A 15,803-nucleotide genomic window follows, 5' to 3' on the forward strand; every position below is an offset into this window, starting at 1 on the left:
TGGCCGTCTTTGGACGGTTAAATGGTCGGGGTAGCCGGATTTGAACCGACGACCACTTGTCCCCCAGACAAGTGCGCTACCAGGCTGCGCTATACCCCGAAGAACTTCGCCGCCGAGGCGGGCCGCGATTATACCGCTTCGGCCGGGCGCTGGGCGAGGCCGGCATGGCGCCGGTCAGCGCCGCAGCAATTGCAGCACTTCCTCCAGCTCCATGCGCACCTGGCGCACGATCTGGCTGCTCAGCGCCGACTCCTGCCTGGCGCCCTCGCCTTCCAGGCGCAGCCGCGCGCCGCCGATGGTGTAGCCCTGCTCGTACAGCAGGCCGCGGATCTGGCGCACCATCAGCACGTCGTGGCGCTGGTAGTAGCGGCGGTTGCCGCGGCGCTTGACCGGGCTCAGGCTGGGGAATTCGGTCTCCCAGTAGCGCAGCACGTGCGGCTTGACGTCGCACAGCTCGCTGACCTCGCCGATGGTGAAGTAGCGCTTGGCCGGGATCGGCGGGAGTTCGCGGTTGCTGCCGGGATCAAGCATTCGGCGCGGCTCCGGCGTAGGCCTCGACGCGCTCCTTCAGCTTCTGCCCGGGGCGGAAGGTGACCACGGTGCGAGCGGAGATCGGGATCTCCTCGCCGGTCTTGGGGTTGCGTCCGGGGCGCTGGTTCTTGCGGCGCAGGTCGAAGTTGCCGAAACCGGACAGCTTCACCTGGCGGCCGCCCTGCAGCGCCTCGCGCAGCACCTCGAAGAAGGCGTCGACGAATTCTTTCGCCTCGCGCTTGTTCAGGCCGACTTCGTCGAAAAGACGCTCGGCCATCTCCGCCTTGGTCAGTGCCATTCAATTCCCCTGCATCAGCCGCGGATCCGGGCGCCGTGTCCATCGCCCAATGCGAGGACCACGCGCTCCACCACGGCATCGGCATCGTGATCGGTGAGAGTGCGCGTGTTGTCCTGCAAAATCAAGCCCATAGCCAGACTCTTGCACCCCGGTTCGACCCCCGTGCCGTGGTACAGATCGAACAATTGCAGGTCGCGCAGCACCGGGCCGGCCGCACTGCGGACGCTGGCGGCCAGCGCCGCCCAGGCCACGTCCTCGGCCACCACGAAGGCCAGGTCGCGGCGCACGGCCGGGAAGCGCGACAGCGCCTGGGCCCGCGGCAGGGCCCGCCGCTCCAGCGGCTCCAGGTCCAGCTCGAAACCCAGCACTTCCGTGTCCACGTCCAGCGCCTTGAGCAGGCGCGGGTGCAACTGGCCGATCCAGCCGATGCGCACCGCGCCGCCCTCCAGGTCGGCACGCCACACCTCGGCGCTGCGGCCCGGATGGCCGAAGGCCTCGGCCGGTGCGGAGCGGAATTCCAGCGAGCCGCCGGCCACGGCGGCCAGCGACTCCAGGTCGCCCTTGAGGTCGTGGAAGTCCACCGCGCGCGCCTTGCCGCTCCACTGCTCGGCGTGGGCGCCGCCGCACACCACTGCGGCGATCCGCCGGGTCTCCCGTGGCGCGGCTTCCGGGGATTCCGCGGCGGCGAAGGTGCGGCCCAGCTCGAACAGGCGCACCCGCCCGGCCTGGCGGGAGGCGTTGCGGGCCAGCGCATCCACCAGCCCCGGCAGCAGCCGCGGCCGCATCACCGCCAGCTCGGCGCTGAGCGGGTTGGCCAGCGGCACGGCCGCGGCGCTGTGCCATTGGTCCAGCAGCGCGGCATCGACGAAGGCGAAGCTGACCGCCTCCAGGTAGTCGCGCGCGACCATCTGCCGGCGCAGGTCGGCCTCGGCCGCGCGGGTCTCGCTGGGTGCGGCGATCCGCGCCGGACCGCTGGGCATGGTGGTCGGAATGCGGTCGTAGCCGTGGATGCGCGCCAGTTCCTCGATCAGGTCTTCCTCGATGGCGATGTCGAAGCGGCGGCTGGGCGCGGTCACCTGCCAGCCTTCCGCCGTGGCGGCCACCTGCATGCCCAGCGCGCGCAGGATGCGCTCGACCTCGGCATCGGCGATCTCGATGCCCAGCACCCGGGCGATGCGGGCGCGGCGCAGGGCGATGGCGACCGGCCGGGGCAGGTGGTCTTCCAGCACCGCCTCGCTCACCGGGCCGGGCGTGCCGCCGGCCAGTTCCAGCACTAGCTTCGTCGCCAGCTCGATGGCCGTGCGCGGCAGTTCCGGGTCCACCCCTCGCTCGAAGCGGTGGCCGGCATCGGTATGCAGGCCCAGGCGGCGGCCGCGGCCCATGATCGCCGCAGGGGCGAAGTGCGCGGCTTCCAGGAACACATTGACCGTGGCGTCGGTGACGCGGGTGTCCATGCCGCCCATCACGCCGGCCAGCGCGACCGGGCGGTCGGCATCGGTGACGGCCAGGAAATACTCGTCCAGTTCGACCTCGCGCCCGTCCAGCAGCACCAGCCGCTCGCCGCCACGGGCGAGGCGTACGCCAACCGGCCCCCGCAGGGTGTCCAGGTCGAAGGCATGCATCGGCTGGCCCAGCTCCAGCATCACGTACTGGGTGATGTCCACCAGCAGCGACAGCGGGCGCACGCCGCTGCGGCGCAGGCGCTCGGCCATCCAGATGGGTGTGCGCACGCCCGTGGCCACGCCTTCGATCGCGCGGCCGCAGTAGCGCGGCGCATCGGCGCCGGCCTGCAGTTCCACCGCCAGTTCGCGCGTGCCGGCCGCCGGCACCGCGGCCACGTCCAGCGCGGCGACTTCGCTGGCGCAGGCCGCGGCCACGTCGTAGGCGATGCCGCGCACGCTGAAGCAGTCGGCGCGGTTGGGAGTGAGCTTGATCTCGATGCTGGCGTCGGGCAGGCCGAGGTAGTCGGCCAGCGGCATGCCGGGCGGAGCGTCGTCGGGCAGTTCGAGCAGGCCGGAAGCATCGGCATCCAGGCCCAGCTCCTTGGCCGAGCAGAGCATGCCGTTGGATTCCACCCCGCGCAGCCTGGCGGCCTTGATCGCGATCCCACCCACGGTCGCGCCCACCGTGGCCAGCGGCGCGACCAGGCCGGCGCGCGCGTTGGGCGCGCCGCAGACGATCTGCAGCGTCTGGCCGGCGCCGGCGTCCACCTTGCACACCTGCAGGCGGTCGGCCTCCGGGTGCTTCACCGCCTCGACGATGCGCACCACCACCACGCCGGCCAGTCCATCGCCCAGCTCGTCGACCTCCTCCACCTCCAGGCCGATCGCGGTCAGCGTCGCGGCCAGTTGGTCGCGGCTGGCCGAAGTGGGGACATGGCTGCGCAGCCAGTTCTCGGAGAATTTCATCGTGATCGTGGTCCATGGGGCGGGCCGCGGCCCGCCGTGAATGACGAAGGTGCGGCGGCCTCAGGCGAACTGGCGCAGGAAGCGCACGTCGTTCTCGAAGAAGGCGCGCAGGTCGTTGACCCCGTAGCGCAGCATGGCGAAGCGCTCCACGCCCAGGCCGAAGGCGAAACCTGTGTAGCGCTCCGGGTCGATGCCGCAGTTGCGCAGCACGTTGGGGTGGACCATGCCGCAGCCCAGCACCTCCAGCCAGCGCGTGCCGCCGTCCGGCTGCTGCCAGGCGATGTCCACTTCCGCGCCCGGCTCCACGAACGGGAAGTAGCTGGGACGGAAGCGCATCTGGAAATCGCGGCCGAAGAAGGCGCGCACGAACTCGGCCAGGGTGCCCTTGAGGTCGGCGAAGGTGGCGTGCTCGTCGACCAGCAGGCCCTCCACCTGGTGGAACATCGGCGAATGGGTCTGGTCGCTGTCGCTGCGGTAGACCTTGCCGGCGGCGATCATCCGCAGCGGCGGCGTACGGCCCGCTGCGACCAGGTCCGCCATGTAGCGCACCTGCACGCCGGAGGTATGGGTGCGCAGCAGGCGCGCCACGCCGGCGGCATCGGGCGGCAGGTAGAAGGTGTCGTGCATGGCGCGCGCCGGATGGTGCGGCGGGAAGTTCAGCGCCTCGAAGTTGTGCCAGTCGTCCTCGATCTCCGGGCCGTCGGCCAGCTCGTAGCCCAGCCGGCCGAAGATCTCGGCGATGCGTTCAAGCGTGCGCGAGACCGGATGGATGCCGCCGCGATGCGCCTGGCGGCCCGGAAGGGTCGTATCGATGGCCTCGCCGGCCAGGCGCGCGTCGAGCGCGGCGGCCTCCAGCAGCGAGCGGCGCTCGGCCAGCGCCTGCCCGACGGCGTCGCGCACCCGGTTGATCGCCTCGCCCGCCGCCTTGCGCTCTTCGGCCGGCAGGGCGCCGAGCCGCTTGAGCTGGCCGGTGATGCTGCCCTGCTTGCCCAGCAGGCCCACCCGCAGCGCCTCGAGCGCTTCGGGGTCGTTCGCCGCGGCGATGTCGGCCAGCGCGCGCGCAGACAGGGATTCGATTTCGCTCATGGCTCCTTGGCCCTTCGGAAAAACAAATGGGGAAGGACTCGCGCCCTTCCCCATGCATGCATGCGGTTTTCTTCGCAGGAGGCCCGCACGCGGATGCGCGGGCCCTTGCGAGGGAATCGCAACTTATGCCGCCAGGGCGCCCTTCGCCTTCTCGGCTAGCGCCGTAAACCCGGCCGCATCGTGCACGGCGATGTCCGCCAGCACCTTGCGGTCCAGGGTGATGCCGGCCTTGAGCAGGCCGTTCATGAAACGGCTGTAGCTCAGGCCGTTGAGGCGGGCCGCGGCGTTGATGCGGGTGATCCACAGCGAACGGAAGTTGCGCTTCTTCTGCTTGCGGCCGATGTAGGCGTACTGCTGCGCCTTGATGACCGCCTGCTTGGCGACGCGGAAGACCTTGCGGCGGGCGTTGTAGTAGCCCTTGGCGAGGTTGAGGACCTTCTTGTGACGGCGGCGCGCCTGGACGCCACGCTTGACTCGTGCCATTTCCTAGTCCTCCTCAGAGATACGGCAGCATGCGGTCCAGACGGCCCGCGTCCTCGGCACGAACGTGGTTCGTCTGCCGCAGGTTGCGCTTCCGCTTGGTCGCTTTCTTGGTGAGGATGTGGCTACGGTTGGCGTGGCCGGCCTTGTACTTGCCGGAGGCGGTCTTGCGGAATCGCTTGGCCGCCGCCCGGTTGGTCTTGATCTTGGGCATTGCGAATGTCCTTGATGGGAACTGTCACTGGCGCGGGCGGCGGCCTTGCACGATCTTCGCGACCAGGTCGCCAAGCTCACGCGCAGCCACGCTTTCCATCCTTGCCCACACCGGTCGGTAAGCCGTTGAATTCGCGAAGGAAACTACGGCGGGTCCTGGGGCTGTCGCCAGCCCGTCCGGCGAACCGGAGCCGCGCATTATGCCCGGCGGCCGTTTGCCTTGCAAATCAGCGGGTTCCGGGGGAAGCGTCGCCGGGGGCTGGCGGAGGGAGTACGAAGATGGCGGGAAGGGTCAAGAGCATCGGGGATGTGCAGGCTTCGGAAGCAGTCCGCCGTCGCCCCCGGGGGGCAAGTGGCAAATGGATGTGCCACGGCCCCGAGTAAAGACAGGAGGTCGTCCCGAGGGGTCCGCCATCCCCCAGGCGGCGGCGGACTCCTTCCGAAGCCGACGCAACCCGCCGCGGTTGCGGTTGCCGAATGCCCCTTCGGAAGGGTCGGTTCCCACAACGGAAACGGGGACAGGACAAGTCGGCCCCTACACAGGGGAAGGCGCGACAGGGGCGGAAGTGCGGCGGCGAGGGGGGTGTCCGGAAAAGCGGAAGGGCGCCATCGACGCCCCTCGCTGGGGGGACCCGTCCACGTGGACGGACCCGTTCGGCCGCCGGGACGGCCCTACTTCTTCTTCGGCGCAATCATCATCACCATCTGCCGGCCTTCCAGGCGCGGGCGCGACTCGATCACGATGTCCTCGCCCAGGTCGGCCTCGATCCGGGACGCCATCTGCCGGCCCAGTTCCTGGTGGCTCATCTCGCGGCCGCGGAAGCGGATGTTGACCTTGACCTTGTCGCCCTCCTCCAGGAAGCGGCGCATGTTGCGCAGCTTGATCTGGTAGTCGCCCTCGTCGGTCACCGGACGGAACTTGAGTTCCTTGATCTCGACCTGCTTGGATTTCTTCTTGGCCTCGTTGGCCTTCTTCTGCGCCTCGAAGCGGAACTTGCCGAAATCCATGACCTTGCAGACCGGCGGGTCCGCATTGGGCTGGATCTCGACCAGGTCGAGGCCCTCTTCCTCGGCCATGCGCAGCGCTTCGTCGCGCGACAGGACGCCGATCATCTCGCCATCGGACCCGATCACGCGCACGCGCGGGACACGGATCTCCTGATTCTTCCGGTTTTGCTTCTCGGGGGTACTGATATTGCAGTCTCCAGGGGTGGGCTGTGCGGCGCAGCGGCCTTTGCCGGTGCGCCCTTAGGTCTTACGCCATCTGTTGCGAACGCAGGGTCTGGGCGAACGCGGACACCGACATTGTGCCCAAATCTTCCCCCGAACGCGTACGCACCGCCAGCGCGCCGTTCTCCTTCTCGCGGTCCCCGACCACCAGCAGGTACGGCACGCGCTGCAGCGTGTGCTCGCGGATCTTAAAGCCGATCTTTTCGTTGCGCAAATCCGCCTCCACCCGGAAGCCTTGATCCGCAAGGGTTTTCCGGACCTCGGCCACGTATTCAGCCTGGGCGTCGGTGATGTTCATGACCACCGCCTGGACCGGGGCCAGCCAGGCTGGGAAGGACCCGGCATGGTGCTCGATCAGGATGCCGATGAACCGCTCCATGGAGCCGACGATCGCGCGGTGCAGCATGACCGGGTGCCGGCGCTGGCTGTGCTCGTCCACGTACTCGGCGCCCAGGCGCTGGGGCATCATGAAGTCCACCTGCATGGTGCCCAGTTGCCAGGTGCGGCCGATGGCGTCCTTGAGGTGGTACTCGATCTTGGGACCGTAGAAGGCGCCCTCGCCCGGCAGTTCCTGCCATTCCACGCCCGAGGCGCGCAGGGCCGAGCGCAGGGCGTCCTCGGCCTTGTCCCAGGTGGCGTCGTCGCCCAGGCGCGCGTCCGGGCGCAGGGCGATCTTGATCTGGATGTCTTCGAAGCCGAAGTCGGCGTAGACCTTCAGCGCTTGCTCGTGGAAGGCGCGGACCTCGGCCTCGATCTGGCCCTCGGTGCAGAACACGTGGCCGTCGTCCTGGGTGAAGCCGCGCACGCGCAGGATGCCGTGCAGCGCGCCGGAAGGCTCGTCGCGGTGGCAGGCGCCGAACTCGCCGTAGCGGATCGGCAGATCGCGGTAGCTGTGCAGGCCCTGGTTGAACACCTGGACGTGGCCGGGGCAGTTCATCGGTTTGATCGCATAGGTGCGCTTCTCCGACTCGGTGAAGAACATGTTGTCCTTGTAGTTGTCCCAGTGGCCGGACTTCTGCCACAGCGACACGTCCAGGACCTGCGGGCAGCGCACCTCGCCGTAGCCGGTGTCGCGGTAGACCCGGCGCATGTACTGCTCCACCACCTGCCACACCGACCAGCCCTTGGGGTGCCAGAACACCAGGCCCGGCGCCTCCTCCTGCAGGTGGAACAGGTTCTGCTGCTTGCCGATGCGGCGGTGGTCGCGCTTCTCGGCCTCCTCGATCCGCTGGATGTAGGCCTTGAGCTGCTTGTCGTCGGCCCAGGCGGTGCCGTAGATGCGCTGGAGCTGCTCGTTCTTGGCGTCGCCGCGCCAGTAGGCGCCGGAGATGCGGGTGAGCCTGAACGCCTTGAGGAAGCGGGTGTTGGGCACGTGCGGGCCGCGGCACATGTCCACGTATTCCTGGTGGTGGTACAGGCCCATGGCCGTGACCTCCGGGCCCATGTCCTCGATCAGGCGCAGCTTGTAGTCCTCGCCGCGTGCCCTGAACACCTCCACCGCCTCGGCGCGCGGGGTCATCTTCTTGACCACGTCGTAGTCCTGGGCGATCAGCTCGCGCATGCGCGCCTCGATCGCGGCCAGGTCCTCGGGGGTGAACGGGCGCTCGCTGTGGATGTCGTAATAGAAGCCCTCGGCGATCACCGGGCCGATCACCATCTTCGCGTCCGGGTACAACTGCTTGACCGCGTGGCCGACCAGGTGCGCGCAGGAGTGGCGGATGATCTCCACGCCCTCCTCGTCCCTGGGCGTGATGATGCGCAGCGTCGCGTCGTGGTCGATGAGGTCGCCGGCATCGACCAGGCGGCCGTCGACCTGGCCGGCGACGGTGGCCTTGGCCAGGCCGGCGCCGATGGACTGGGCCACCTGCAGCACGGAAACGGGGGCGTCGAACTGGCGGTGGCTGCCGTCGGGGAGCGTGATCGTGATCATGGGAGCTTCAACTGTTCGGTGCGCCGGCCCGGGGCCGACGCTGTTGCATTGGAGGGCCCGCACGCGGGTGCGCGGGCACATGGCCCTTGGACGGGCGTAAAAAAACGCCCTCGAGGGCGCCTGCGGATCGGCGGGGCCCCGGCGGCATTCAGCGGTGGGCGGTGGTAGTGCTCATGTCGCACGCTCGGCCGGCGTTGCCGCGGGCCACCCTGCGGTTCTGGCGCACCGGCACCGTGCCGGCGGCAATGCGCCGATTCTAGCCCAGCCTGCCCGACGCCGGGCGAACCGGCCGCGCGGCCATGGCATGATGCCTGCTGCACCGCAGGATCCGGCTCGAAGGGGGAGAGGAGACCGGCATGATCATCAAGGGCAAGGCCACCTCGCTGGACATCGCGCACCTGGCCGGCGTTTCCCAGCCGACGGTGTCGCGCGCCCTGCGCGGCAGCCCGTCGGTCAATCCGGAGACCCGGCGCCGGATCATGGCCATCGCCCGCGAGCTGAACTACAAGGTCGACAAGAACGCCTCCAACCTGCGTGCCCAGCAATCCGGCACCCTGGCCCTGCTGTTCTTCGAGGACCCGACCCCGGACGACTCCCTGATCAACCCATTCTTCCACTCGATGCTCGGCTCGATCACCCGCGCCTGCGCCAGGCGCGGCTACGACCTGCTGGTGTCCTTCCAGCAGTTGTCGACCAACTGGCACGCCGACTTCGGGGACACCCACAAGGCCGACGGGATCATCCTGCTCGGCTACGGCGACTACCTGGAGTCGGAATCCAAGCTGCAGCGGCTGGTCGCCCAGGGCACGCACTTCGTGCGCTGGGGCGCGGCCCTGCCGGACGAGCCTGGGGTGTCGATCGGCTGCGACAATTTCCAGGGCGGGCACGACATCACCGCACACCTGCTGAACCGCGGCCGGTGCAGGATCGCCTTCCTCGGCCATGCCTCCGACCACTATCCCGAGTTCTTCGAGCGGTACCGCGGCTACGCCGGAGCGCTGCGCAAGGCGCGGCTGAAGCCGGACCCGGCCCTGCAGGCCGACGCCATCACCACCGAGCAATCCGGCTACCAGGCCACCTGCGCCCTGCTGGCGGCCGGCAGGCCGTTCGATGCGTTGTTCGCGGCCAGCGACCTGATCGCCCTGGGCGCGATGAAGGCGCTGCGCGAGCACGGGCGGCGGATTCCCGAGGACGTGGCGGTGGCCGGCTTCGACGACATCGCCATGGCCGGCCTCACCCAGCCGGGGTTGTCGACGGTGCAGCAGGACACCAAGCAGGCCGGCGAAGTGCTGGTGGACAGCCTGATCCGGCTGATCCTGCGCGAGCCGGTGGAAAGCCGCAACCTGCCGGTGAAGCTGGTGCTGCGCGGCTCCACCGCCACCGGTTGAACGCCGCGGCACGCGCCGGCGGCCGGCGGCAGAGGCGGCGGAAAGCCGCCTCAGTGCGCCGGCATCGATTCCGCCAGGCGTGCGCGCAGGTCGGCACGGGTCAGCGGCGCATCGAAGAAGAACACGCGCACGCCATGCGCCGGCACCTCGACGCGCAGGCGCCTGCCGACCTGCAGCGCTTCCCCGCTGAAGCCATCGCGCCACGCGCCGGGCTGCAGGTGGCCGGCCACGCTCATCGTCCGCGCCCGGTCGCCCTTGTTCAGAAGCACCAGCGCGGTCTGCGCGGTATCGCCGTGCTGGTAGACACGGTAGAACGCGGCGGTGTCGCCGGACAGGCGCAGGTTGAGCTGCAAGCCGCGCTGCAGGGCCGGCGACGCCCGGCGCAGGGTGGCGATACGCTGCAGCGACTGGAAGATCGGGCTTTTGTGCGCCGCGTCGATCCGCTCCTGGCCGAAGTAGGCGCGGTTGCCGCCGTGCTCGGCCTGGCCGCGCATGAAGCCGGTCTCCGAGCCGTAGTAGACCACCGGGATGCCGCGCGCGGTGAACAGCCAGTTGTGCGCGTCGATGAAGCCGGCGTCGTCCGCATCCAGCCGGCGCATGTCGTGGTTGTCGTAGAAGGTGGCCAGGTCGTAGGGGTTGGCGTAGGGCCCGCCTTGCAGATGCAGCGCCGGCAGCAGCCGCTCGAAGCCGGCGCGCTTGCGCCCGAACGCCTCGTCCATGGCCTGCTTCATCGGGAAGTCGAGCACGCTGATGCCGCCGTTCTCGGGCAGGGTGAACGGAGCGATGCCGGCCGCGTCGTAGTCGAAGGCCTCGCCGAACATGTACATGCCCGGGTGCTCGGCGCGGATGCGGTCGGCGAAGGCCTTCCAGAACGGCAGCGGCTGGTGGCGGATGGTGTCGATCCGCAGCGCGTCCACGCCCTGCCCGATCCAGTGCAGGTAGGCGCTGGCCAGGTAGTCCATCACCGCCGGGTTGTCCGCGTTCAGGTCGCCCAGTTGGGCCAGGTCGGGCCTGGCGTTGTAGAAGGCGTGCAGCGGTTCGCTGGCCGGGTCCAGCTTCTCCGGCGGCAGGTTCTGGTGGTCGGCCACCAGTTCCCCCTGCGCGTCGAACAACTGGCCGTACTGTGGCTGCGCCACCGGCATGGTCCAGGCCGGCGAGCCATGGTTGGCGACGATGTCCAGCACGGTCTTCAAGCCGTGCGCGCGCAGGCCGGCGGTCAGGCCGGCGAAGTCCAGGCCCGCGCTGGGCAGGTGCTCGTCCAGCCTGTGGAAGTTCACGCCCCAGTAGCCGTGGTAGCCGGTCTTGCCGCGGTCGGTGAGGAAGCCGTCGCAGGTGACCGGATCGCCACCGGTGAAGGCCTGGTCCGGGTTGTCGACGATCGGCGTGATCCACACCGCGGTGAAGCCCAGGTCGCGGATGTAGCCGGCGTTGTCGAGCAGGCCGCGGAAGTCGCCGCCCAGGTAGCCGATGTTGCCGACCTGCCCGTCGCATGGCGGCAGCGGGATGTCGAAGGTGCGGTGCGGGCCGCCCTGCCCGCGGTGGTCGTTGGCCGTGTCGCCGTTGACGAAGCGGTCGGTGAGGACGAAGTACACCGCCTCGGCCGCGAACGGCTCCAGGGTGCCGTAGTAGTCCTCGCCCGCGGCCGCCATCGCCGTGAACGCACCGCCGGCCAGGGCCAGCCCCGCCGCGATCGCCAGGCCGCGGATCATGCCTTGGCCTCCATCGCCGGCGGCCGCGGCACCCGCAGCACGCACAGGCCCGCCAGCGCCAGGCTGGCCCCGCCCAGCGCCAGCGCCCACAGCGGCCGCCCGCCGAACAGCGATTTCAGCAGGAAGCCGAGCAGGCTGGCCGCGACCAGTTGCGGGATGACGATGAAGAAATTGAAGATGCCCATGTACACGCCCATCTTCGCCGCCGGCAGGCTGTCGGACAGCATCGCGTAGGGCAGCGACAGGATCGAGGCCCAGGCGAAGCCCACCCCCAGCATCGGCAGCAGCAGCCATTGCGGGTCGCGCACCAGCAGGAAGGACAGCAGGCCGGCCGCGCCCAGCCACAGGTTGAGCAGGTGCGCGCCGCGCAGGCCCAGCGCGCGCGCCATCCATGGGATGGCGATGGCGGCCAGCGCGGCGAAGCCGTTATAGGCGGCGAACAGCACGCCCACCCAGTTGGCGCCCTCGTTGTAGGCCACCGAGGTGGGGTCGTCGCTGCCGAAGTGCACCCCGGCCACCGCCGCGGTGGTGTAGATCCACATGGCGAACAGGGCGAACCAGGAGAAGAACTGCACCACCGCCAGGCGGCGCATGGCCAGCGGCATCGCCCGCAGGTCGGACAGGATCGTCGGCAGCATGCCACCGGCTGGGAGCACGCGCGCCACCAGCAGCAGCGCGCCGTAGGCGATGGACATGCCGGCCAGCACGTACAGCATCCGGTCCCAGCCGCGCGCGGCGATCAGCGCGGCAAGCGCCAGGCCGGCCAGCAGCCAGGGCAGCGCCGCGACCGCCGGCGCCTGCAGGCCGCCGCCCGCCCCCCGTACGGGGGGCGGCTGCGCGCCATCGAAACGGGCCAGCGCCTCGGGCGGGTACTCGCGGGTGCGCAGCACGGTCCAGCCGATCGCGGCGAACAGCACCGCGCCGCCGAAGTAGAACGCGTAGCGCACCGTGTCCGGCACCTCGCCCGGCGCGGCGGTGTTGGCCACGCCGGCCCTGGCCAGCAGCCAGGGCAGCAGGCTGGCCACGATGGCCCCGGCGCCGATGAAGAAACTCTGCATCGCATAGCCGCCGGCGCGCTGCGACGACGGCAGTTGGTCGCCGACGAAGGCGCGGAACGGCTCCATCGAAATGTTGATCGACGCGTCCAGGATCCACAGCATGCCCGCCGCGATCCACAGCGTCGGCGAGTTGGGCATCGCGAACAGCGCCAGCGTGGCCAGGATGGCGCCGGCGAGGAAGTACGGGCGGCGCCGGCCGAGCCGGGTCCAGGTGCGGTCGGAGAAGTAGCCGACCACCGGCTGCACCAGCAGCCCGGTCAGCGGCGCGGCGATCCACAGGCCGGGCACCTGCTCCATGTCCGCGCCCAGGGTCTGGAAGATGCGGCTCACGTTGGCGTTCTGCAGGGCGAAGCCGAACTGGATGCCCAGGAAGCCGAAGCACATGTTCCAGATCTGCCAGAAAGACAGGCGCGGTTTGCTTTCCATCGAGCAGTTCCCCCCTCCGGGAATCACGGATGCGATGGGCGCCTGGCGCCCTCGGGCCATGGTAGAGGCGCGTCCGCCACGGCGGGCGTCGATGCATACGTATTCATCGGTGCGACGGGCCGGCAAGTGGACGCTGCGTGGAATAGTGCGAGCGCCGCGCACGGTGCGGCACGACGCATACCGCCATTCCCGGGAGGGGAAACATGGGACATGTGACGCGCGGCAGCGGCCTACGCCGCCGCGAAACGGCCGCAACCGGCGGACGACGCTGGCGGGCCGGCGGGCTCGTGGCCCTGCTGTCGTCGCCTGCGATGGCGATGGCGGGCGCCGCCCCACCGCCGCTGGCCGACTGCGATGCCGGCTTCCAGGCCGTGCTGGCCGCCGATGCGCATGCACCCGCGCAGGCGCGCGCGCTGTGGCTGGACCGGCGCACCCTGCTATGGCCCGGCGCCGGCAACGGCCCCGCCCATCGCTACCGCCTGTACCACGCCCCGCACGGCGGCATCCGCGCCGAACCGGGCCGGCCAGTGGCCGGTGCCACGGGTGCCATCGCACTGCACGCGGCATCGTTCCCGGCGGACGCGGCGGTGGCGCGCCGCTTCGCCCATGCCGGCGAAGGCGCCATCCTGTCGCACGCGCTCGACGACGGACGCCTGCGCGAGCTGCTGCGCCAGGCACTGGTGCTGGTGCGCGAGGACCCGGCCGGCCGGGTGCTGGAAGCCACTGCGCTGCAACATGCCGGCGCGCTGGACGACCTCTACGCCGGCGCCGTCGACGCGCCGGGGCTGGGCGCGCACCCTTCCGCCGCCGGCACCGCCTTCGGCGTGTGGGCGCCCACCGCGCGGGCGGTGTCGGTATGCCTGTACGAGGACGATCGCTCGCCCGCGACGCGACGCGAACCGCTGCGCCTGGATCCGGCCACGGGCCTGTGGACGTCGGTCCTGCCCGGCGACCTGCGCGGCCGCTACTACACCTACCTGGTCGATGCCTACGTGCGCGGCGTCGGCCTGGTCCGCAACCGGGTGACCGACCCCTACGCCGCCAGCCTGGGCGCGGACTCGCGGCGCAGCTACGTGGCCGACCTCGACGATCCGGCACTCGCGCCGCCCGGCTGGGACGCGGCCCCGCGCCCGGCGCCGCTGCGCGCGCAGGCGGACATGTCGATCTACGAACTGCACGTGCGCGACTTCTCGATCGGCGATGCCAGCGTGCCGCCGGCGCACCGCGGCAAGTACCTGGCCTTCACCGACGCGCGCAGCGCCGGCATGGCCCACCTGCGCGAACTCGCGCGCGCCGGCCTGACCGACCTGCACCTGCTGCCGGTCTACGACTTCGCCAGCGTGCCCGAGGCCGCCTGCGCCACGCCGCAGGTCCCGGAGGCCGCGGCCGACAGCCCCGCGCAGCAGGCCGCGGTGATGGCCCAGGCCGCACGCGACTGCTTCAACTGGGGCTACGACCCCTTCCACTTCAACGCACCGGAAGGCAGCTACGCCAGCGACCCCTTCGACGGGGCCGCGCGCATCCGCCAGTTCCGGGCCATGGTGATGGCCCTGCACGCGCTGGGCCTGCGGGTGGGCATGGACGTGGTCTACAACCACACCTACGCCGCCGGCCAGGACGAGGCCTCGGTGCTGGACCGGATCGTCCCCGGCTACTACCACCGCCTCGACGCGGCCGGGAACATCGAGCGCAGCACCTGCTGCGAGAACACCGCCACCGAGCACGCGATGATGGCGCGGCTGATGATCGACTCGGCCGAATGGTGGGTCCGCCACTACCGGATCGACTCGTTCCGCTTCGACCTGATGGGCCAACAGCCGCGCGCGGCGATGGAGGCGCTGCAGCGCCGGGTGGACGCGGCCGCGGGCCGCCGCGTGCAGTTGATCGGCGAGGGCTGGAACTTCGGCGAGGTGGCCGACGGGGCGCGCTTCGTCCAGGCCTCGCAGCTTTCGCTGGCCGGCAGCGGCATCGGCACGTTCAGCGACCGCGCCCGCGACGCGCTGCGCGGCGGCGGCCCGGGCGACCGCGGCCGCGACAAGGTCGCCCGGCAGGGCTGGCTCAACGGGCTGGCCTACGCACCCAACGACGCGGCCGACCCCGCGCTCGGCCGCGCCGACCTGCTGCGCGCCGCGGACCTGGTCCGCGTCGGCCTGGCCGGCACCCTGCGCGACTACGTGCTGGCCACCGCCGACGGCACCGCACGGCCGCTGCATGCGATCGACTACAACGGCCAGCCGGCCGGCTATGCCGCCGCCCCGGGCGAAGTGGTCAACTACGTCGAGAACCACGACAACGAGACCCTGTACGACCTCAACGCCTACCGCCTGCCGGCCGGCACCCCGGCCGCCGAGCGCGTGCGGGTGCAGGTGCTGGGCATGACCACCACCGCGCTCAGCCAGGGCGTGGCCTACTTCCATGCCGGCGTCGACACCCTGCGCTCCAAGTCGATGGACCGCAACAGCTTCGATTCGGGCGACTGGTTCAACCGGATGGACTGGACCTATCGCGACAACTTCTTCGGTACCGGCCTGCCGCCGGCCAGCGGCAACGGCCAGGACTGGCCGTGGATCGCCCCGCGCCTGGCCGACGCCTCGATCAAACCGGCGCCGGCCGACATCGCCTTCGCCCGCGACGCCCTGCGCGACCTGCTGCGGATCCGCGCCAGCTCGTCGCTGTTCCGCCTGCGCAGCGCCGAAGAGGTGTCCGCACGGCTGGTCTTCCCCAACAGCGGGCCGGCGCAGAACCCGCTGGCGATCGCCGGCCACCTCGATGGCCGTGGCCATCCCGGCGCCGGCTTCGGCCAGGTCCTCTACCTGATCAACGCCGCGCCGCAGGCGCAGGTGCTGGAGTTGCCGTCCGAACGCGGCAAGCGCTACGTCCTGCACCCGGTACACCGGGCTCCCGGCGCGGCCGACCATCGGCCGCGCGAGCAGGCCCGCTTCGATTCCGCACGCGGCCGCTTCACCGTGCCGCCGCGCACTGCCCTCGTGTACGTCCTGGAGTGAACATCGCCATGCGCCATCGACGCCGCCACGCCCCTTCCGCC

Annotated in this window: 12 protein-coding genes and 1 tRNA gene; 2 read left to right on the top strand and 11 right to left on the bottom strand. The window is 70.6% G+C overall.

The genetic code is table 11. The annotated features are described in order from the left end of the window. Positions 1-22: 22 nt before the first annotated feature. The 9 genes from HNR76_RS08820 to thrS form a co-directional block, all read right to left on the bottom strand. Positions 23-99 (bottom strand) — tRNA-Pro (locus HNR76_RS08820). A 75-nt stretch (positions 100-174) separates the two neighbouring features. Continuing rightward, positions 175-531, bottom strand: a complete 357-nt coding sequence (locus HNR76_RS08825; protein ID WP_024868248.1) for a MerR family transcriptional regulator — start codon at positions 529-531, stop codon at positions 175-177. Then, positions 524-829, bottom strand: coding sequence for an integration host factor subunit alpha (locus HNR76_RS08830; protein WP_162309728.1), 306 nt, complete (start codon positions 827-829; stop codon positions 524-526). The genes HNR76_RS08825 and HNR76_RS08830 overlap by 8 nt, the downstream gene beginning before the upstream one ends. A 14-nt stretch (positions 830-843) precedes the next feature. Next, on the bottom strand, positions 844-3,237 hold the full coding sequence (gene pheT, locus HNR76_RS08835; protein ID WP_162309729.1) for a phenylalanine--tRNA ligase subunit beta: 2,394 nt from the start codon (positions 3,235-3,237) through the stop codon (positions 844-846). 60 nt (positions 3,238-3,297) lie between these two features. Next, the gene (gene pheS, locus HNR76_RS08840; protein ID WP_162309730.1) at positions 3,298-4,323 is read right to left on the bottom strand and encodes a phenylalanine--tRNA ligase subunit alpha; all 1,026 of its coding nucleotides are present in this window, start codon (positions 4,321-4,323) and stop codon (positions 3,298-3,300) included. A 123-nt stretch (positions 4,324-4,446) separates the two neighbouring features. Beyond that, a complete protein-coding gene (gene rplT / locus HNR76_RS08845) occupies positions 4,447-4,806 on the bottom strand; it encodes a 50S ribosomal protein L20 (RefSeq protein WP_162309731.1) in 360 nt (119 codons plus the stop codon). 13 nt (positions 4,807-4,819) lie between these two features. After that, positions 4,820-5,017, bottom strand: a complete 198-nt coding sequence (rpmI, locus tag HNR76_RS08850) for a 50S ribosomal protein L35 (RefSeq protein WP_010342861.1) — start codon at positions 5,015-5,017, stop codon at positions 4,820-4,822. Between the two features lie 671 nt (positions 5,018-5,688). After that, on the bottom strand, positions 5,689-6,210 hold the full coding sequence (gene infC / locus HNR76_RS08855) for a translation initiation factor IF-3 (RefSeq protein WP_162309783.1): 522 nt from the start codon (positions 6,208-6,210) through the stop codon (positions 5,689-5,691). Positions 6,211-6,271: 61 nt separating this feature from the next. Beyond that, on the bottom strand, positions 6,272-8,176 hold the full coding sequence (thrS, locus tag HNR76_RS08860; protein WP_162309732.1) for a threonine--tRNA ligase: 1,905 nt from the start codon (positions 8,174-8,176) through the stop codon (positions 6,272-6,274). 356 nt (positions 8,177-8,532) lie between these two features. On the opposite strand from thrS, the gene HNR76_RS08865 reads away from it, so the two are divergent. Then, positions 8,533-9,564 (top strand): LacI family DNA-binding transcriptional regulator, encoded by a 1,032-nt coding sequence (locus HNR76_RS08865; protein WP_162309733.1) that lies wholly within the window; start codon positions 8,533-8,535, stop codon positions 9,562-9,564. Between the two features lie 50 nt (positions 9,565-9,614). Here the strand turns inward: HNR76_RS08865 and HNR76_RS08870 are convergent, their stop codons facing one another. Beyond that, positions 9,615-11,273, bottom strand: coding sequence for an alpha-amylase family glycosyl hydrolase (locus HNR76_RS08870; RefSeq protein ID WP_162309734.1), 1,659 nt, complete (start codon positions 11,271-11,273; stop codon positions 9,615-9,617). After that, a complete protein-coding gene (locus HNR76_RS08875) occupies positions 11,270-12,757 on the bottom strand; it encodes an MFS transporter (RefSeq protein ID WP_162309735.1) in 1,488 nt (495 codons plus the stop codon). Before HNR76_RS08875 ends, HNR76_RS08870 begins: the two co-directional genes overlap by 4 nt. A gap of 287 nt (positions 12,758-13,044) precedes the next feature. Here HNR76_RS08875 and pulA point away from each other — a divergent pair, with 287 nt between their 5' ends. Next, positions 13,045-15,762, top strand: coding sequence for a pullulanase-type alpha-1,6-glucosidase (pulA, locus tag HNR76_RS08880; protein WP_249065570.1), 2,718 nt, complete (start codon positions 13,045-13,047; stop codon positions 15,760-15,762). Positions 15,763-15,803 lie beyond the last annotated feature (41 nt).

Origin of the sequence: Pseudoxanthomonas broegbernensis (genome assembly GCF_014202435.1) — a bacterium.
GTDB classification, from domain to species: domain Bacteria; phylum Pseudomonadota; class Gammaproteobacteria; order Xanthomonadales; family Xanthomonadaceae; genus Pseudoxanthomonas; species Pseudoxanthomonas broegbernensis.